Genomic DNA, 20,378 nt, shown 5'->3' on the forward strand with positions numbered 1-20,378 from the left:
ACCCGCGTCAAACTTGTTTGGCGCGGGTTTTTTTCAATAACTTTGTCGCCCAAATAAACTTATAGAATGAGTAAAATTCTTTTCCTAGCTGGTAGTAATAGCAGTACATCTATAAACCATAAACTTGTAAGCTTTGCTGCAACTCACATCCCAAATCACAGTACTGAAATTATTAAACTAACAGATTATGATCTGCCAATGTTTGACGTAGACCTTGAACGTGAAAAAGGATATTCTGTTAATTTAAAAATGCTCAACAACAAAATACAGGAGTCTGACGCCCTTGTAATATCAGTAAATGAACATAACGGAAATATTTCGGCTTATTTTAAAAATACGTTAGATTGGTTATCCCGTTTAGATAGAAAGTTTCTAGAAGGAAAAAAAGTGTTGTTAATGAGTACCTCTAATGGCAAACGCGGAGCAGCTTCAGCTTTGGAGTACACAAAAAATATACTTCCTCGCTTTGGTGCAAATGTGGTTGAGAGCTTTAGTTTTCCATCATATTCCGAAAATTTTTCAGAACAAGAAAATACCATTACCAATGAAATTTTACTGTTGGGTTTTATAGACGTTATTCAAAACTTTGTACATCAAATTGAAATTTAATGCGGACTGTTAAGAAATTTTCTTTTTCTTTAACCGATGCATCTAAACAACGCTTCCTTCAATGGGCGCAGCAATATGATGAGGTTGTATGGTTAGACTCAAACAGCTATAAACAAGCTCATGAAAGCTATCAAGCTATACTTGCAGTTGACGCGTTTACGGCGATAAAAACCGATGCTTATAATGCATTTGATAAATTAAAAGAGTATCAAACCACAACTCTCGATTGGATTTTTGGTTATCTTTCTTACGACCTTAAAAATGATGTAGAACCGCTTCAATCCAATAACTTTGACGGTTTACATTTTCCTGACATATATTTTTTTCAACCTAAAAAGCTTTTTCTTTTTACTGAAGAGAATGTTGAGGTTCATTATTTAAATATGGTCGATGATGAATTAGAATCTGATTGGAAGGAAATTTCAGAACTTCTACCCTCATCCAATTACACTAACCCTCATAAGACTTTGGATATAAAAGCTCGTACAGCTAAAACCAGTTATATCGAAAAGGTAGGTAAGTTTTTAGAGCATATAAAAAGAGGAGATATTTATGAGGCAAACCTATGTCAAGAGTTTTATTCTGAAAATACAGAAATAGACCCCTTAAATACTTTTATTGAACTCAATAAAATTTCAAAACCACCATTTTCCGTTTTTTTGAAACTGAATGAAGTATATGCACTTTCAGCTTCTCCAGAAAGATATATTAAAAGAAATGGAAATACTATTGTCTCACAACCTATTAAAGGAACTGCCAAGCGTCTAGAAAATGAAGTTGATGATCTGAATATGAAAAAACAACTTCAAAATGATCCTAAAGAACGCAGTGAAAATATTATGATTACAGACCTTGTGCGTAATGATTTATCACGAATAGCCCAGAAGGGCAGTGTGAAGGTTGAAGAGTTATGCGCTATTTATACATTTGAACAAGTGCATCAAATGATTTCTACAATTTCCTGTCAAGTGAGTTCGGAAACTGCCAGTGTAGATATTTTAAAAAATACATTCCCAATGGGGAGTATGACAGGCGCTCCAAAAATTTCTGCAATGCAAATTATTGAAAGTACAGAAGATGCTAAACGAGGTTTATATAGTGGCGCTATAGGCTATTTTACACCATCTGGCGATTTCGATTTTAACGTAGTTATTAGAAGTATTTTGTATAATTCTATTAAAAAGTATGTTAGCTTTTCTGTAGGAAGTGCGATTACAATAAATTCTATCCCAGATAGTGAATATGAAGAGTGTCTGCTTAAAGCAAAAGCAATGCGCTTAGTTCTTAACCCTCGCTTATAATTTTAGCTTATTAGTTTTTTAACTGATAAATCTTATTTATTAGCTTTTTAGCTTATAAAATATGTTTATTAGTATTTTAGCTAATAAAATTATATATTTGAATAAATTTATAATGAATGAAGTATTCGGTTATATCTGGCGACATCATATCTTCTACTAGTTTAACAGGGGAAGACCGTAAACTTGTAGCGGAAAAATTAGAGAATCTTCTAAAAGATTTAAAGAAAGAATTTAATGTATATGGTCGAATTATTAAAGGCGACTATATAGAATGTGTAGTACCAAATGCATCGGAAGGATTACGAGTAGCTTTAGCAATAAAGAGTTTTGTAAAAGCAATTCCAATTGAAGTTAAAACCTATAAAACATCCGACAGTAGAGTAAAACAATTTAAGATACACGGAATTCGTCTTGCTATAGGTTATGGTGAATTGAGTAGATATAGTCCCAAAGATGGAATTATAGATGGTGATGCTATTTACTTATCAGGACGCGAAATAAGTGGAGAAACTACTTATAATAAAGAGCGAATCGTTATAAAAAACACCTTGTTTTTTGCTTCTAAAGACGAGTCTTTAAATAAAAATTTCCAACCTTTACTAGCACTTTTAGATGTATTAATAGGTAAAGCCACATCTAGACAATGTGAAGTTTTATATTTAAAGCTGATGAATAATCAGGAAGATGAAATTGCAAAACGTTTAGGTATTGGCCAATCTGCAGTAAATCAACACTCCACCAGTGTAGGTTGGAATGCAATTGAAGAAGCTGTAAATTACTATAAAATGATAGTTACAAACTAAAAAAATTATGGGAATAAAGGAATTATTACTCCTCCAATTTATAGCGCATTTGTGTTTGGATTACTTTTTTCAGACTAATAAATTAGCTAAACAAAAAAATACAATAGGGTTTAAAAGTCCGTTTTTGTATTGGCATGCTTTAGTGTGCTTTGTATTATCATGGTTATTTTCATTGCAAGTTGAGTTTGTTTGGGCTGCAGCAATAATTACTGTTACTCATTTTTTAATCGATGGTTTTAAACGTTATCTTAATAATAGTAAATACTTAGGTAGGTACGCTTTTTTCGTAGACCAGGCTTTGCACTTAATAATCTTAACTGTAGTAGTTCTTTTGTTTGATAAATGGCATGGGATAGATCCCTTTGTAATTAACTTTATAGATTCTAAATATCTCTTAATAATAGCAGGATACTTGGTGTGTTTAAAACCTGCGAATATTTTTATTAGAGAAGTGTTTAGAGCAACAGACATACAGGTCTCCAGCGACAATGAAATGCCTAATGCTGGAAAAGTAATTGGGGTTTTAGAAAGAATTCTAACGCTTACACTTATCATCGTTTCACAATATTCGGCAGTAGGTTTTTTGATTGCTGCAAAATCAATTCTACGTTATAGAAATGATGAAACGCTTAAGACAGAATACGTCCTTATAGGTACTATGTTAAGCTTTGGAATAGCAGTAATAGCAGGTATAATTATTAATTTATTTTTATTTATTTAAGTGCTAACTAACTTCAAAAAACATATAGAGGAAAACTTTTCATTCTTAAAAGGGAAAAAAAATCTTATTGCTTGTAGTGGGGGTGTAGATAGTGTGGTTCTAACGCACCTGATTAAAAACATGAATCTCGAAATCGCTCTTGCGCACTGTAATTTTTCTCTCAGAGAAGAAGAAAGTGATGGCGATGAGCAATTTGTAGTAGCATTGGCTGAAAAATTTGATATACCAATTTTTACTGAAACATTTGACACCCATAAGTATGCGGATGAACAAAAGGTTTCAACGCAAATGGCAGCCAGAACATTGCGATATAATTGGTTTGAAGAGATTTTATCCAATTTTAATTATGATTATTTACTAACAGCTCACCATTTAGATGACGATTTAGAAACTTTTTTTATAAACCTTTCTAGAGGTACAGGTCTAAACGGACTAACTGGAATTCCAAGAAAGAATCAGAAAGTAGTAAGGCCATTATTGAATTTTTCGAGAGAAGAAATAGTTAATTATGCTCAAGTAAACAAGCTAAAATGGCGAGAAGATAGTACCAATCAAAAAACTGATTATCTTAGAAATAAATTGAGGCTCGAAGTTATTCCTCGATTTAAAGAAAGTAATGAAAACCTCCTTAAAAACTTTAAAAAAACGCAAAACAACCTAATCGCATCTCAAAACTTGATAGACGATTATATGTCATTGGTGTACAAACTTGTTATTTCCGAAAGATCTGATTCATACCATTTAAATATCCAAAAACTACAAGAGTTGCCTCATACTGAAGATATATTATATGAACTGCTGAAGGGTTTTGGTTTTACCGAATGGAACGATGTTTCCAACTTGTTAGATGCTCAAACAGGGAAACAAGTTTTATCTAAAACTCATAGACTTTTAAAAAATCGCGATGAATTGATTCTTACTGAAGTTGTTATCAATCCCTTAGATGAGGAATACTTAGTTGCTAAGAAGGGAATAAGCACACCAATTAAATTAGAAATTGAGGAGTCTATAGCTATTGGTGAAACAGAAAAGAATACTATTTATTTGGATGCCGAAAAATTGAACTTTCCATTAAAATTAAGAAAATGGAGGAAAGGAGATAGTTTCAAGCCTTTTGGAATGAGTGGCTCTAAGAAATTGAGTAAATTTTTTAAAGATGAAAAGCTTTCGGTAACCGAAAAGGAGAAAATTTGGGTTCTTGTAGATAATAATAAAGTTGTTTGGGTTGTAGGAAATAGAATGGATGACACCTATAAAGTAACTGAAAAAACAGAGAAAATTATCAAGATAAACTACGTTAGCTAAGTGCCTAAAAAGCGAAAATCTCGACTTGTGGTCGAGATTTTCTAACAAACCTAACTTTAGTAAACTTTATTTGCACTTTGAATATTTTCTATCCCCACAAAAAATATAAACAATGTGCATTATCCACTAATTCTATGATTCAAATATACAGCACGTTATTGTAATTTTATATACGTACTAACACGTATTTTTGTTTCTGACTCTAATCATTACATATTGTAAACATAAATTGTAACTTTCCAATTATGAAAAATTCGATGAAAATAGGGGTGTTAACAAGTGGTGGAGATTCTCCAGGGATGAATGCTGCAATTAGAGCAGTTGTCCGTGCTTGCGAATATCAAGGTATTAAATGTGTAGGTATTTACCGTGGATTTCAAGGGTTGATAGAAGCAGATTTTAAGGAGCTAAATGCAAGATCGGTTAAAAATATTATTAATCGTGGTGGAACTTTTTTAAAATCTGCGCGATGTGATGAGTTTAAAAATTCTGAAGGAAGAAAGAAAGCCTATGATAATCTTATAACTGAAAATATTAATGCGCTAGTAGTAATTGGAGGTGATGGAACATTTAAAGGTGCTACAGCATTTCAAAAAGAATTTAACTTTCCAATTGTCGGTATTCCTGGAACTATAGATAACGATATTAACGGAACAGATTATACAATTGGTTACGATACAGCTCTAAATACAGTTGTAGAGGCAATTGATAAAATTCGAGATACTGCTAATTCTCATAATCGACTATTTTTAGTGGAAGTTATGGGGCGTGATGCAGGAGATATAGCTCTTAATGCTGGAATTGGGGCTGGTGCTGAAGAAATATTGATTCCTGAACAAGATATGGGATTAGAACGTTTATTAGAATCGTTAGATAGAAGTAAAAAATCTGGTAAAACATCTAGTATTGTTGTAGTTTCTGAAGGGGATCAAATAGGAAAGAATATTTTCGAATTAGCAGAAAATATCGAGAAAAACTTGAAGGATTACGAAGTAAGAGTTTCTGTCTTAGGACACATTCAACGTGGTGGAGCGCCAAGTTGTTACGATCGTGTTTTGGCAAGTAGATTAGGAGTGGGAGCTGTAGATGCACTTTTGAAAGGTGAATCTAATGTAATGGTAGGGATTGTTCATAATGAAGTAAAATTAATTCCTTTTGCTGATGCAATTACATCTAGTAATCAATTTGACGTAAGTCTTGTACGTGTAGCAGATATTATCTCTATATAAGTGTTACTTTCTTATATTCTATTTTTTAAAACTAATCAAAATCGCTAAATTAATCTTATATTAAATAAAAAACTATGATAAAAACAGGAATAAATGGATTAGGCCGTATAGGTCGTTTGGTTTTAAGAGCAGCATCAAAAAGAAATGATATTGAGGTAGTTGCTGTTAACGATTTATTAGATATAGAGCATTTGGCTTATTTATTAAAATACGATTCAGTACATGGTAAATTTCCGGGAACTATAACTGTAGATAACAATAACCTAGTTATAGATGGAAAAAAGATTAGAGTTACTGCTGAAAAGAATCCTGAAAACTTAAAATGGAATGAAGTAGGAGCCGAAATTATTATGGATTGTACTGGGATTTTTAAAGAAGTAGATTCTGCCTCTGCTCATATTAAAGCTGGAGCTAAAAAAGTGGTTATTTCTGCACCTTCCAAAACCGCACCTATGTTTGTGATGGGCGTGAACCACAAAAGTGTAAAGGCTACAGATACAATTATTTCAAATGCGTCTTGTACAACAAATTGCTTGGCACCATTAGCCAAAATCATCAATGACGAATACGGGATTGAAGAAGCTCTAATGACTACGGTACACGCAGTGACTACCTCACAATCAACGGTAGATAGTGCTTCAAAGAAAAACTATCGTATTGGAAGAAATGCATTAAACAATATTATACCAACAACAACGGGTGCTGCAATTGCTGTTACTAAAGTAATTCCAGAACTTGAAGGGAAATTAACAGGGATGGCTTTTCGTGTTCCAACTACCGATGTTTCCGTGGTAGATTTAACTCTTCGCACCAAAAAATCTACAAACTACGAAGCCATAAAACAACTTTTCAAAAACGCTTCAGAGAATGAATACAAAGGACTTGTAAATTACACCGAAGACGAAGTGGTATCTCAGGATTTTGTTTCAGACTCATATATTTGCACTTTTGATGCGAACGCTGGGATTGCCCTAAACGACAATTTTTTCAAATTAGTTGCTTGGTACGATAATGAATACGGTTATTCGTCAAAATTAGTAGATTTGACAGTTCATATTGCAACGTTATAAACTATGACCCTCATAACTGACGGTGGCTCGACAAAATGCGATTGGGTTCTGCTAGATAATTCAGGAAATGTACTTTTTAAAACTACAACCTTAGGTTTAAATCCAACGGTTGTGCATAAAGAAGAACTTCTGTACCGAATTTCCTCTAACGAAAATTTGAAAAATGAGTTTTCACAAGTGGAAAAACTTGATTTTTATGGGGCAGGTTGTGGTACAATGACTCCTAGAAACATTTTAAAGGATGTTTTAGAAGAACTTTTTGTTAATGCCACTGTAAGTGTTTCAGAAGATTTAACTGCTGCGGTTTATTCTGCTACTTCTGAACCTGGAATTGTATGTATTCTAGGTACTGGCAGTAATAGCTGTTACTTCGATGGAAAAACAATCCACTCAAATATTCCTGCTTTAGGCTTTATTTTAATGGATGAAGCTAGTGGTAATTATTTTGGAAAAAGACTGGTTAGAGACTACTATTACAATAGAATGCCTGTCGAAATTGCATCAGAATTTGAAAATAATTTCAATTTGAATGCGGACGACATCAAGATGAATTTATATAAAAAAGCAAATCCGAACTCATATTTGGCTTCATTTGCTCAATTTATATTTAATTCTTCTTCTCAAAACAATAATATAGAGGAAAATGATTTGGGTAAGGACAAAAAAAACTCATATTTTTACGCACTTATAAAAGAAGGAATTTCAAATTTTATAGAATGTCGTATTCTAAGTTTTGAAAATGCAAGAGAAGTGCCAATACATTTTGTTGGTTCAATTGCACATTTTTCAAAAGCTATAATTAAAGAATGTTTTGACGAATACAATCTTGAATTGGGAAATATCGTACAACGACCAATTGATGGATTAGTAGTGTATTATAAAAATAAAATTAAGTAGAAACACCAATCACCTATAAAATGCCCTTACCTGCAATAAATCCTACAAAAACAAAGGCTTGGAAAGCCCTTGAAACTCATTTTCAAGAAATAAAAGATAAGCAAATGCAGGATGTTTTTTGTAAAGAAACAGCTCGTGCAGAACGTTTTAAAATAGAATGGGAGGACTTTTACGTAGACTACTCTAAAAATAGGGTTACAGACAAAACAATTTCACTCTTACTTAACCTAGCAGCAGAGGTAGATTTAAAAAAAACTATAATCCAACAATTTTCCGGTGAACCTATAAACCAAACAGAAGATAGAGCGGTTCTCCACACAGCTCTTAGAGATTTAAATAATCTAAAACCTGAAGTGGCTAGTACACTTCAAAAAATGAAAGAATTTTCGGAAGAGATAATAAGTGGAAACCATAAAGGATTTTCAGGAAAACCGATTACAGATGTTGTAAATATTGGAATTGGTGGCAGTCATTTGGGTCCGGAAATGGTCACTGATGCACTTAAACAATATAGAAATCACTTAAATATTCACTTTATTGCGAATATTGATGGGGATGATGTAGAGGAAACATTAAAAAAAATAAATCCTGAAACTACGTTATTTATAGTTGTTTCTAAAAGTTTTACAACTCAAGAAACTATTGTAAACGCTACAGTTGTACGAGATTGGTTTTTAAAAAGTGCAGTTGAAGAAAATATTCAAAGTCACTTTGTTGCGGTTTCTGCTAATATAAAGGAAGCACTAGATTTCGGAATTTCAGAAGCAAATATTTTTCCATTGTGGGATTGGGTAGGAGGTCGTTTTTCCTTATGGAGTTCTGTAGGACTATCTATTTGTTGCGCTGTAGGTTTTCATAATTTCGAAGCTATATTAAAGGGGGCTTCAGAAATGGATGACCATTTTAAAAATGAAGAATTCGACAAAAATATTCCTGTAGTACTTGCCTTATTGTCAATATGGTACAATAATTTTTTTAAAGTAGAAAGTGAGGCAGTGGTAGCGTACTCTCAATACTTAAACAAACTTGTTCCTTACCTTCAACAGGCTATAATGGAAAGCAATGGGAAGAATATTGATAGAAATGGGCGCAAGATTAATTACCAAACTGGAACGATAGTTTGGGGGAATGTAGGTAGTAATTCGCAACACGCATACTTCCAACTTTTACACCAAGGTACAAAACTCATTCCAACCGATTTTATTGGATTTTCAAAGCCTTTACTTGGTAATATTAAAAATCACAATATTTTAATGGCGAATTACCTTGCTCAAACTGAAGCATTGTGGGAGGGTACATATAATAAGGAGGTTGAAAACTCTTTTAAATCATTCGAGGGAAATAAACCTACAAATTCAATTTTAATCAAAAAGCTTACTCCAAACAGTCTAGGAAAACTTATTGCGATGTATGAGCACAAGCTTTTTGTTCAGGGGATTATTTGGAATATCTTCAGTTACGATCAGTGGGGCGTTGAATTAGGCAAAACTGTTGCCAAGGGAACTCTAAGTTATATCGAGAATAAAAATGTTTCTAAAGTTAAAAATCCATCCACTCAAAATTTGATTAAAAAATTATTAGACTCTTAATTTAAAATAATCCAAGAGATTCTATTTTCAAAATTACGTACTTTTTATGGTTGTAAGTTTTTAATTGTGAGGGTTTTAAAGATTTTTATTATCTTACTTAAAAATCTATTCTAAAACCTTAAGCATATGCTCACAAAAGTTTATGGAAGTGCCGTTTTTGGTGTAGAAGCTACTACAATAACTGTTGAAGTTAATGTAGATAAAGGTGTTGGTTACCATTTAGTTGGACTACCAGACAACGCTATTCGCGAAAGTAATTATAGAATTGCAGCAGCGCTTCAAAATAATGGATATAAAATTCCTGGAAAGAAGTTAATTCTCAATATGTCGCCAGCAGATTTAAGAAAAGAAGGTTCGGCTTACGACCTAACTTTGGCCATGGGAATACTTATTGCTACAGAACAGATACAAGAGAGAAACCCACTTTCAGATTTTATAATTATGGGGGAGTTGTCCTTGGATGGCAATTTACAACCAATTCGAGGAGCACTACCTATAGCTATTAAAGCAAAAGAAGAAGGTTTCAAAGGGATTATTTTACCAAATCAAAACGCCAAAGAAGCAGCAATTGTTGAAGGGTTAAATGTATATGGAATTGATAATATTAAAGAGGTAATTGATTATTTCAATGAAGATATCCCATTAGAAAAAACTATAGTTGATATGGAAGCTGAATTCTATAATCATCTTGAACACCCAGAATACGACTTTGCCGATGTCAAGGGTCAAGAATCTATTAAAAGATGTATGGAAATTGCTGCTGCTGGAGGGCACAACATAATACTAATAGGCCCACCAGGTTCTGGAAAAACTATGTTAGCCAAACGGTTGCCAAGTGTATTACCTCCTATGACCCTTCAAGAAAGTCTCGAAACCACTAAAATACACAGTGTAGCTGGGCGAACTATGGAAAAAGGCGGGATTATGACTTCTAGACCTTTTCGCAGTCCTCATCATACTATTTCAGATGTAGCCCTTGTAGGAGGTGGGCAATATCCACAGCCTGGAGAAATAAGTCTTGCACATAACGGTGTTCTGTTTTTAGATGAACTTCCTGAGTTTAAACGTGGGGTTCTCGAAGTAATGCGGCAACCTTTAGAAGATCGTGAAGTAACCATTTCACGTGCAAAATTTACAGTTACCTATCCTTCAAGCTTTATGTTAGTAGCAAGTATGAATCCGAGTCCAGGCGGATATTTTAATGATCCTGATGCCCCTGTGATGTCTTCGCCAGCCGAAATGCAGCGTTACTTGAGTAAAATTTCAGGTCCGTTATTAGATAGAATCGATATTCATATTGAGGTTACTCCAGTTCCATTTGAAAAACTTAGCGAAGAACGCCGTGGGGAAGCAAGTGTGGTAATTCGAGATAGAGTTGCTAATGCTAGAAAAATTCAGTCTCAACGTTTTTCTGATTTCGATAATATCCACTACAATGCGCAAATGGGAGTAAAGCAAATTCGTCAGTTTTGTAAACTAGATGAAGATTCTTTAGGGCTGTTAAAAACAGCAATGGAAAAATTAAATCTATCCGCTCGAGCTTACGATCGAATTTTAAAGGTAGCAAGAACCATTGCTGATTTGGAAGCTTCTAGTAGAATAAACGGCAATCATATTTCTGAGGCAATTCAGTATAGAAGTTTGGATAGAGAGGGTTGGTTTGGGTAAAGCATAACTGAGTGATCATTTTTTTTCAGAATTAAACTGTATTAAAGTCTAGATATTAATTGTTGGTTTCTTGAATATAAGGTTTGAATGGCACGTTTTAATAGTCATTAAATCAATTGATGAAGCAATCTTATTTTATAACAATTCTTAGGTAAATGATAGAAACTTTTATATCCTAGATATAATCTATTTATCTTGCGCTAAACTTTCTTATTTATGAAAAATCATTTGCTATACATTCTTTCAGCTTTATTTGTAATTAGTTGTAATGATCCCTCAAATAAAAAATCTGAAATTCCTAAAACAGAAGTTATTTCAATTGATAAATTTGAAGATCCATCATTTACACTAGCTGAAGCAAACAAATTAATTGAACTTCCTTTACATTGTGTTGGTACAGAATATCCTTATAAGCCTGGTGAAGTTTTAGAAAGTGAAGCAGATTTAGTAGCACCTATTAAAGTTCATCCAATTTTTTATGGCTGCTTTGATTGGCATAGTGCCGTGCACGGCTATTGGTCGATGGTTACACTTTTAAAGCAATTTCCAGATATGGACAAAGCGGAAGAAGTAAAGAATATTCTACAAGAGAAGATTACTGCAGAAAATGTAGCTACAGAAGTTGAGTATTTTAAAAAGCCTATCAACAGTTCCTTCGAAAGAACATATGGTTGGGCTTGGCTATTAAAACTTACGGAAGAATTACATAACTGGGATGACCCTATGGCACAACAATTAGAAGAAAACTTAAAACCACTAGCAGATATTATTGTTATTAGGTATAAAGAGTTTTTACCAAAATTAAATTACCCAATTAGAGTTGGAGAACACTCGAATACCGCTTTTGGGTTAACCTTTGCTTACGATTATGCTAAATCAATAGGGGATGATGCGTTGAAACAACTTATAGAAAAACGAGCTAAAGAATTTTATTTAAACGATAAAGATTGTCCAATTACTTGGGAACCTAGCGGCTTTGATTTTTTGTCTCCTTGCTTAGAAGAGATAGACATTATGCAACGCGTACTTTCTAAAGATGAGTTTTTGAATTGGATAGACACATTTTTGCCTGAATTGGCTAATAAAAACTATCAATTAAAAGTAGGAGAAGTAAGTGATAGAACTGATGGGAAATTAGTTCATTTGGACGGCCTGAACTTCAGTAGAGCATGGGTTTTCTATGCCTTAGCTCGTGATTATCCAAAGTATAAACACCTTAAAAATGTAGCCAATGAGCACTTGGCATATTCATATCCTAATTTGGTGGGAGATAGTTACGAAGGGGGGCATTGGTTAGGAAGTTTTGCTATTCTTGCATTAAATACACTTCATAATAAGTAAGAATAATTCCGAGTTCTATTATTTTGTAACTCTAAACTTTTTACAAACATCCCAAAGCACATTAGTAGGAGTAGGGGCATCAAATGTAAATTCTTCTTTTTGTACGGGATGAACTAAAGTCAGTTTTCTTGCGTGTAGATGAATGCTTCCATCGGGATTACTCCTGTCGAAACCGTACTTTAAATCCCCTTTTATCGGGCAACCAATAGCAGAAAGTTGTGAACGAATTTGATGGTGTCTACCAGTTTCTAACTCAATTTCTAATAAGTAATAATTGTCTAGTTTTTGAATTAACTTATAATGAAGAATAGCCTTTTTACTTTCTGGAACTTCTTTTATGTGAGCATTAGACTTGTTCTGTTTAGGGTTTCGTTTCAAAAAATGGATCAGAGTATCTTCCGCCTTTGGTGGAGCGTTTTTCACGAGTGCCCAGTATATTTTTTGGGTTTCTCTTTTGGCAAACAGTTTATTTAAGCGGGTTAGTGCTTTTGAAGTTTTAGCAAATAAAACAATTCCGCTTGTAGGTCTGTCTAATCGATGAACAACACCCAAATATACCGCTCCAGGTTTATTATACTTTTCTGCGATGTATTCTTTAACCACTTCGGAAAGAGGCATATCTCCGGTTTTATCTCCTTGAACGATATCGCCAGGACGTTTGTTTATAACTATTAGGTGATTGTCTTCATATACAACTTGAAGATTCTCTTTAGTGCTGTGATTTTTTGAAGTTCCGATTATTAAGTAATTTTAGAATTCAACTCTTCAAAAATAAGGAAAAGAAAAGTTACTTAGTTTGTAAAAAAATGAATAATAATTAAAATAACTGTGGCTATAGGACGCTCTTAAGCACTACCTTTGTGCCAAACTATTAAGATGGAATCTTTTAACGACTTTAACCTAAATAAACAACTACAATTCGCAATAGACGATTTAGGCTTTGAAAAACCTACACCTATTCAGGCACAATCGTATTCGGTTATTTTGTCTGGTACAGACATGGTTGGTATTGCTCAAACAGGTACGGGAAAAACTTTTGCGTACATGCTGCCTATTCTTCAAGATTTGAAATTTTCGAAGGATATACATCCACGTGTTTTAGTAATGGTTCCTACGCGTGAACTAGTAATACAGGTTGTTGAAGAAATTGAAAAGTTTGGAAAATACTCTTCTGTACGTGTGACTGGAGTTTATGGCGGTACAAACATAAATAGACAAAAAGAAGCTGTTGCCGAAGGTGCAGATATAATAGTTGCTACTCCAGGACGATTATACGATTTAGTGATTAGCCGAGCATTACAGCTTAAATCGGTTAAAAAAATGGTGATAGATGAAGTAGATGTTATGCTTGATTTAGGTTTCCGTTTTCAGCTCACCAATATTTTGGAACTGCTACCAAACAAGCGTCAAAATATTATGTTTTCTGCAACAATGACAGATGATGTGAATGTTTTTATTCACGATTTCTTTATTGCGCCTACGACTGTTTCGGTTTCGGTAAGTGGAACTCCGTTAGATAATATTTCACAATACGCATACAAGGTTAAGAATTTTTACACCAAAGCGAATTTACTAAAGCGCATTCTTCAGGATGAAAAAGATTTTAAAAAAGTACTTGTTTTTGTTCCTAATAAAAAGAGTGCCGATTTACTTTTCGATATTTTAGATGAATTTTTTGGAAGCGAAGTAGCCGTAATACATTCAAATAAAACACAGAACTACAGGCTGCGTTCTACAGAAAACTTTAATGATGAAAAGACGCGTATTCTTGTTACTACAGATGTTATGGCACGTGGGCTTGATTTGGATAAGGTTTCACACGTTGTAAATTTCGACACACCATTGTATCCAGAAAACTATATGCACCGTATAGGAAGAACTGGTCGAGCGGAGCAGGAGGGAACATCAATATTACTTTATACTGAAGATGAAATTGAAGCAAAACAAGCTATCGAGGATTTGATGGATTTGAAGATTACTGAATTAGATTTTCCTGAAGAAGTTGAAATCTCAAAGCAGTTAACCTACGAGGAGCAACCTAAGGTTTTAGAAATAAACAACCCAAATAATATTGAAGAGGTTGGTCCTGCATTTCACGAAAAAAAAGAGAAAAACAGGAAAGAAAACTTAGGAGGTTCGTACAAACGAATAATTAAGCAGAAATATAAAAAACCTAAAACAAGAGGTGATAAAAATTATAATAAGAGAAATAAACGTAAGTAAGCTGTAATTATTAATGCGGAGTAGGAAGTTTTGAATACATTCGATAGGCAAATCTCAATTCACCCAAAATCAAATTTAATTGCTAACAGAGTACTAATTAAGAATCCTCGATTAACTTGAACTCAGAATCCCGTAATCCGATATTAATTATTTTGGCATTTTTCTCCATATATGTTATTTGGGGTTCTACGTATATGCTTAATAAAGTAGCTGTCACTGAGCTATCTCCGTTTTTTTTAGCCTCCATTCGCTTTACTACTGCAGGTGTACTTATCTTCGTTATTGCTAAGGCAATGGGGAAAAGTCTTGCTATAACGCGTAAACAACTTTTAAATACCATTATCGTTGGCTTTCTTTTTCTTTCTTTTGGAAATGGAGTAATTGTTTGGGCATTAAAATACGTAGATAGTGGTTTTGCTGCATTAGAAATTTCTGCTCAGCCTTTAGTTGTCCTTTTTTTAATGAGGATTTTACAAGGGAAAAAGATTAAACTAATGTCTCTTATTGGGGTGGGCCTTGGTATACTAGGGATTACACTATTGGTTACTCAACAACAGATAGTAACTAAAGAAGGTTCAATAGTTGGAATGATAATGATTTTTGCCTGTATGCTTAGTTGGGCATTTGGAAGCTTATTTGTGGGAAAAGCAGAGTTTCCTAAAAACTTCTTTGTAAATACTGGTTATCAAATGTTTACGGGTGGAATTACACTTGCAATAGCCAGTTTGGCTTTTGGAGAAGCTTGGCTCGCACCAAACGAATGGAGCTTGCAAGTACAATGGAGTATGGTATTATTAATACTTTTTGGAAGTATTGTAGCTTTTACATCTTTCAATTATTTATTAAAATCTGTTTCTCCAGATAAAGTTGCTACATCTACCTATGTGAATCCTCTTATAGCTTTATTTTTAGGATGGTATTTTTTAGATGAAGAAATAACCTCGCAGTCTTTAGTCGCTGCTGCAGTGCTATTAACAGGAGTGTACTTTATTAATACTGCGAAGACTACAGTTACATTACCCCGATTTACGAGTAAAATTTTTAATAAGAATAAATAAAAAGAATTTTAGTAGCGTCATTCACTAGGTTTAAAATTACCTTTGTATAAATTAAAAAGTCAGAAAATAAAAGAATCATCGATTATTTCCTGACTTAATTTTTTAAAAGAAGGTTATAGATTTTTCTTAAAAGTACTTCTTTCTTTATGTTGCTCAGGTGAATAATCTTTCCAAAGTAATTGTACAGCAGTATTTTCTTTTAATTCAGGGTTTGTTTCAACGGTTTGAATCCCTTTTGAATTAAATAAGTTTTGCATTTCTTCAAAAATAATAGCTGTAACTCCTTTACCTTGGTATTCAGGATCAATTCCAATTAGGTAAAAAGCAGCAGTATCATTCTTTTTTTGCGCTTTCAATATATGTGTCCATCCAAACGGAAAAAGCTTACCATTCGCTTTTTTCAAAGCTTTAGAGAATGATGGCATGACTATTGAAAAGGCAATTAGCTTTCCACTTTCATCTTTAATACAACAAATGTAATCTGGATGAATAAAGTTGAAATACTTTTTCTTGTAATAATCTATTTGATATTGTTGAATAGGTACAAAAGTTTGAAGTGAGTTATAGGTTTTATTCAACAATCCAAACATTTCATCTACATAAGGTAAAATTTCTTTTTTATCCTTAAAACGAATTATTGAAAGCTTATATCGATCACGAACAATTTTTGAAAACTTAGCAACTTTTTCAAATATTGCTTCAGGAATTCTTAATCTATATTCTACCCAAGTCGCTTGTTTTTCAAAGCCAAGCTTTTCAAAATGTTCGGCATAATAGGGATAGTGATACCAAGTAATCATGGTGTTCATTTCATTAAACCCCATTGTTAATATTCCAGCTTTTTCCATATTGCTGAAGCCAACTGGCCCCTCGGTATACTCTAAACTATGCTCTCTGCCTTTTTCATAAACTCTTTCCAAAAGCGCTTTGGTAACTTCAATATCGTCTACCATATCAAGCCAACCAAACCGGATTTTCTTTTTTCCTTGTTCGTTAACTTCAAGATGGTTTAAAATTACGGCTATACGTCCAACAACTTCGTTGTTTTTATAAGCAAGATAATACCAAGCATCTGCATTTTTAAAAACAGGATTTTTAGCTTTATCTAGAGTTTCCATTTCATCTTTAATAAGAGGTGGAACCCAATACCTACAATCATTATAAAGTTTAAATGGAAAAGTGACAAATTTTTTAAGATCACTTTTTGAGGAAATTAATTGTGTAGTAATCATATTGATTAATGCTATTTTTTAGCCGTTATTATCAGGAGTGAAGTCGTCTAAACGCTTTTCTTTTTTATCTTTCTTTTTATCCTTTTTAGGTTTCAGCTTTTCTTTAGCCTCATCTTCCAAATATTCGTCTTGTTTATGCATATCAAATCTATATGCCGCACCAATTCGACCATAAAACATAGAAGGCGTGTCTTTTAAGCTATAAGTAAGCGAAAGGTCTACGTGAAAATCTTTATTCACTAAAACTGCTGCTCCGCCACGTATTAGTTGATCTGAGTAGAAATCACTTTTAAATCCTTGATTTTCTAGAAAAATAGAGAAATATCGGTTGGTAGCGTGTGTAAGTGTAACGATATAACCGTAGGTGGGATAATCTGTCGTAACACGATCTACAATTAAATTTGTCACAAATACCCAACCTCCAATCCAGTTGTTTTGAGTTGATAGAACAAACTTAGGGCTTATAGAATTATCGCGTGGGGGTACAAAAGGGTTAACAACATCTTCATCTATATAATCAAAGTTTGCACCTACATATAGTGCAACGGCAGGAATTAAATCTTCTAGTTGAAATCTGTTATTCTTTTTCCAGCTATAAAGATTTGGTCCTTCAAGTACTTTTTTACGATACGGGTCGTAGATAAGGTATTTTAAGCCTAACGTATTACTCTTAAAATTTGCGACACTTCTTTTTTCTTCGGGTGTAAAATTGGTATAGGTGATATTATTTGATTGAAAATCCCCTATAAAACTCACTTCTAATCGTTCTTTCCAAAAGCCATATCGGATAGAATAATCAATGTTTAATCCATTGGTTTCAGTATTTAAAAGAGAGTGTTTTTCTTTTCCAAGGCTCATACCTGCTTCAAGCTGAAGTACATTATTACCCACAGCAAAAGCACCTTGTGATACACCTGGACGATTTGTATTTATCATTTCAGTGTACTGGCCAAATGAAAATTGACTAATAATTGTTGTGAAAAATAATGTAAACAAAAGCTTTATTTGCATAGTGAGTCAGGTTTAAATTCAAAGATAGAAGATTTTACCATTTATTTAATAATCTATATTCGTCTTTTTGCACCCCAATCCTTATTTTTGGAGACAATTTAGATAATTATGATTTCATTTCTTAAAACGATTTTAATCGTTCTATTGATATATTTCGGACTTAAATTCTTATTTAGGCTCGCTACACCATATTTAATGCGTTATATTTCTAAAAAAGCTAATCAAAAGTTCGAAGACTTTTTTAATACTAATTCAACTGCAGCTACCCATCAACAACGTGAAGGAGATATAAGTATTGATAAGATGCCCTCAAAAAACTCTCGAACAACAAATAAAGTAGGGGAGTACGTTGACTATGAAGAAGTAGAGTAAATTTAGTTGCCTATTTCTGTATGGTAATCCCTAATTATTTATTTTAACTTTCAAGTTTAGCGGAAAGCTCGAACCAACGTTCAGTTTTTTTATCTATTTCATCTATAATTTCTTGAAGTTTAATAGACTGCTTATCTATTTCTTCACCATCCCAATTTTCAGTGGCAAATTTATTTTGAAGTGTTTCCCGTCTGTTTTCTAAATTTGCAATTTCCTTTTCAAGTTTATTATATTCTTTTTGCTCATTATACGTTAGTTTAGCAGGACTTGAAGATTGTTTCCAATCATTTTTAATTTTTGTAGCTGCTTCACTAGCCTCACGCTTCTCTTGAATATTGCTGTCTTCGTAAGTTCTAAAATCGGAATAATTTCCAGGAAAATCTTCAACTTCTGCGTTTCCACGAAAAACAAAAAGGTGATCTACAATTTTATCCATAAAGTATCTATCGTGGGAAACCACTAATAAACATCCGGGGAAATCTAACAGAAAACTTTCTAAGACATTTAAAGTAACTATGTCTAAGTCGTTTGTGGGCTCATCTAGAATTAAAAAATTAGGGTTTTTGATTAGTACAGTACATAAATACAGACGCTTTCTTTCACCACCACTAAGCTTTTCTACATAATCATATTGTTTCTTAGGATCGAAAAGAAAACGTTCTAATAACTGCGAAGCTGAAATCTGTCTTCCTTTTTTAAGTGGAATATACTCCCCAAATTCGCGAATAACATCTATAACCTTCTGACCCTCTTTTATATTGATACCTGCTTGAGTATAATATCCAAATTTAACGGTTTCTCCAATTACAACTTTTCCTGAATCGGGTTTTAAGGCACCTGTAAGGATATTTAAGAACGAAGATTTTCCAGTTCCATTTTTCCCAATAATACCTACACGTTCACCACGGTTAAAATTATATTCAAACTTGTCTAAAATTTTCTTTTCACCAAAAGATTTTGAAACATTGTGGAACTCAACAACTTTAGTTCCCATTCGTTCCATGTTTAATTCGAGTTGAACTTGGTGATCGTTTCTGCGCTTGCTTGCACGTTCTTTAATATCGTGAAAGTCTTCAATTCGACTTTTGCTCTTAGTTGTTCGCGCCTTAGGTTGACGACGCATCCAATCTAATTCTTTTTTGAATAGTTGTTTTGCTTTTCCAGTTTCGGTGGCCTCATTTTCTATTCGAGCATCACGCTTTTCAAGGTAGTAGCTGTAATTTCCTTTATAGCTATACAGAACACCTTCGTCAAGTTCTACAATTTCATTACATACGCGCTCCAAGAAATATCTATCGTGCGTTACCATAAATAGGGTAAAATTTTCCTTTGCAAATAGATTCTCTAACCATTCAATCATTTCGAGATCTAAATGGTTTGTAGGTTCATCCATTATTAACAAATCCGGCGTGGTAAGCAGAGCATTTGCCAATGCTAATCGCTTTTTCTGTCCGCCACTAAGCTTGCCAACTTTAGCGTGTAGATCTTCTAGCTTTAATTTAAAGAGGATTTGTTTGTAACGAGTTTCAAAATCCCATGCTTGGTGTGCTTCCATATCGTCAAAAGCTTTTTGATAGGCTTCTGAATCGTTTGGGTTTTCTATTGCGTGTTCGTATCGCTCTATTATTTTTAAAATAGGGTTATCTGAAGAAAAAATAGTTTGCTCTATTGTAAACTCAGGATTTAAATCCGGTTCTTGAGGGAGGTAAGAAATTTTTAGTCCTTTTCTAAAAACAACATTTCCAGTATCGGCTTTGTCGTTTCCAGCAATAATATTTAAAAGGGAAGTTTTTCCTGTACCATTTTTGGCAACGAAGCCTATTTTTTGCCCCTCGTTAATTCCGAAGGAAATATTCTCAAATAAAACCCGCATCCCAAAGGATTTAGATATATTTTCTACTGAAAGATAATTCACAATTTTAATTTTTCACAAATGTAATGAAATAGCA

The 20,378-nt window shown here is 33.4% G+C and carries 18 protein-coding genes; 14 read left to right on the forward strand and 4 right to left on the reverse strand.

The window, feature by feature from the left end; genetic code table 11:
- The first annotated feature begins 66 nt into the window (after window positions 1-66).
- The 11 genes from RT250_RS06475 to RT250_RS06525 all read left to right on the forward strand — a co-directional run bounded on the left by RT250_RS06475 (window position 67) and on the right by RT250_RS06525 (window position 12,533).
- A complete protein-coding gene (locus RT250_RS06475; protein WP_313113195.1) occupies window positions 67-609 on the forward strand; it encodes an NADPH-dependent FMN reductase in 543 nt (180 codons plus the stop codon).
- On the forward strand, window positions 609-1,910 hold the full coding sequence (gene pabB, locus RT250_RS06480; RefSeq protein ID WP_313113196.1) for an aminodeoxychorismate synthase component I: 1,302 nt from the start codon (window positions 609-611) through the stop codon (window positions 1,908-1,910). The genes RT250_RS06475 and pabB overlap by 1 nt, the downstream gene beginning before the upstream one ends.
- 116 nt (window positions 1,911-2,026) lie before the next feature.
- On the forward strand, window positions 2,027-2,713 hold the full coding sequence (locus RT250_RS06485) for a fumarate hydratase (protein WP_313113197.1): 687 nt from the start codon (window positions 2,027-2,029) through the stop codon (window positions 2,711-2,713).
- Window positions 2,714-2,720: 7 nt separating this feature from the next.
- Window positions 2,721-3,434: a DUF3307 domain-containing protein gene (locus tag RT250_RS06490; RefSeq protein ID WP_313113198.1), complete on the forward strand. Its 714-nt coding sequence runs from the start codon at window positions 2,721-2,723 to the stop codon at window positions 3,432-3,434.
- Window positions 3,435-4,739, forward strand: a complete 1,305-nt coding sequence (gene tilS / locus RT250_RS06495; RefSeq protein WP_313113199.1) for a tRNA lysidine(34) synthetase TilS — start codon at window positions 3,435-3,437, stop codon at window positions 4,737-4,739.
- 245 nt (window positions 4,740-4,984) lie between these two features.
- Window positions 4,985-5,968, forward strand: a complete 984-nt coding sequence (pfkA, locus tag RT250_RS06500; RefSeq protein ID WP_313113200.1) for a 6-phosphofructokinase — start codon at window positions 4,985-4,987, stop codon at window positions 5,966-5,968.
- Between the two features lie 74 nt (window positions 5,969-6,042).
- On the forward strand, window positions 6,043-7,038 hold the full coding sequence (gap, locus tag RT250_RS06505) for a type I glyceraldehyde-3-phosphate dehydrogenase (RefSeq protein ID WP_313113202.1): 996 nt from the start codon (window positions 6,043-6,045) through the stop codon (window positions 7,036-7,038).
- A gap of 3 nt (window positions 7,039-7,041) precedes the next feature.
- The gene (locus tag RT250_RS06510) at window positions 7,042-7,935 is read left to right on the forward strand and encodes a BadF/BadG/BcrA/BcrD ATPase family protein (RefSeq protein WP_313113204.1); all 894 of its coding nucleotides are present in this window, start codon (window positions 7,042-7,044) and stop codon (window positions 7,933-7,935) included.
- Window positions 7,936-7,955: 20 nt separating this feature from the next.
- Window positions 7,956-9,524, forward strand: coding sequence for a glucose-6-phosphate isomerase (gene pgi, locus RT250_RS06515; RefSeq protein ID WP_313113206.1), 1,569 nt, complete (start codon window positions 7,956-7,958; stop codon window positions 9,522-9,524).
- Window positions 9,525-9,650: 126 nt separating this feature from the next.
- Entirely contained in the window at window positions 9,651-11,192 is a 1,542-nt protein-coding gene (locus tag RT250_RS06520; protein ID WP_313113208.1) for a YifB family Mg chelatase-like AAA ATPase, read from the forward strand.
- A gap of 216 nt (window positions 11,193-11,408) precedes the next feature.
- Window positions 11,409-12,533 (forward strand): DUF2891 domain-containing protein, encoded by a 1,125-nt coding sequence (locus RT250_RS06525; RefSeq protein WP_313113210.1) that lies wholly within the window; start codon window positions 11,409-11,411, stop codon window positions 12,531-12,533.
- A gap of 18 nt (window positions 12,534-12,551) precedes the next feature.
- On the opposite strand, the gene RT250_RS06530 is transcribed toward RT250_RS06525, so the two are convergent.
- Window positions 12,552-13,271 carry an RluA family pseudouridine synthase gene (locus tag RT250_RS06530; RefSeq protein WP_313113901.1) on the reverse strand — a complete coding sequence of 240 codons (720 nt, stop codon included), beginning with the start codon at window positions 13,269-13,271 and terminating at the stop codon, window positions 12,552-12,554.
- Window positions 13,272-13,409: 138 nt separating this feature from the next.
- Here RT250_RS06530 and RT250_RS06535 point away from each other — a divergent pair, with 138 nt between their 5' ends.
- Together RT250_RS06535 and RT250_RS06540 are read left to right on the forward strand one after the other, a co-directional pair.
- Window positions 13,410-14,756 (forward strand): DEAD/DEAH box helicase, encoded by a 1,347-nt coding sequence (locus RT250_RS06535; RefSeq protein WP_313113212.1) that lies wholly within the window; start codon window positions 13,410-13,412, stop codon window positions 14,754-14,756.
- A 152-nt stretch (window positions 14,757-14,908) separates the two neighbouring features.
- Window positions 14,909-15,814 carry an EamA family transporter gene (locus RT250_RS06540; RefSeq protein WP_313113214.1) on the forward strand — a complete coding sequence of 302 codons (906 nt, stop codon included), beginning with the start codon at window positions 14,909-14,911 and terminating at the stop codon, window positions 15,812-15,814.
- Between the two features lie 113 nt (window positions 15,815-15,927).
- Here the strand turns inward: RT250_RS06540 and RT250_RS06545 are convergent, their stop codons facing one another.
- Complete coding sequence (locus tag RT250_RS06545) at window positions 15,928-17,046, reverse strand: GNAT family N-acetyltransferase (RefSeq protein ID WP_313113216.1); 1,119 nt, start codon at window positions 17,044-17,046, stop codon at window positions 15,928-15,930.
- 18 nt (window positions 17,047-17,064) lie between these two features.
- A complete protein-coding gene (locus tag RT250_RS06550) occupies window positions 17,065-18,057 on the reverse strand; it encodes a transporter (RefSeq protein WP_313113218.1) in 993 nt (330 codons plus the stop codon).
- A gap of 108 nt (window positions 18,058-18,165) precedes the next feature.
- Between RT250_RS06550 and RT250_RS06555 the strand changes: the two genes are divergently transcribed.
- Window positions 18,166-18,429, forward strand: coding sequence for a DUF4834 family protein (locus RT250_RS06555; protein WP_313113220.1), 264 nt, complete (start codon window positions 18,166-18,168; stop codon window positions 18,427-18,429).
- Window positions 18,430-18,472: 43 nt separating this feature from the next.
- Here the strand turns inward: RT250_RS06555 and RT250_RS06560 are convergent, their stop codons facing one another.
- Window positions 18,473-20,344 (reverse strand): ABC-F family ATP-binding cassette domain-containing protein, encoded by a 1,872-nt coding sequence (locus tag RT250_RS06560; RefSeq protein ID WP_313113223.1) that lies wholly within the window; start codon window positions 20,342-20,344, stop codon window positions 18,473-18,475.
- Window positions 20,345-20,378: the final 34 nt, after the last annotated feature.

Origin of the sequence: Aequorivita sediminis, from assembly GCF_032080575.2 — a bacterium.
GTDB classification, from domain to species: Bacteria; Bacteroidota; Bacteroidia; order Flavobacteriales; family Flavobacteriaceae; genus Aequorivita; species Aequorivita sediminis.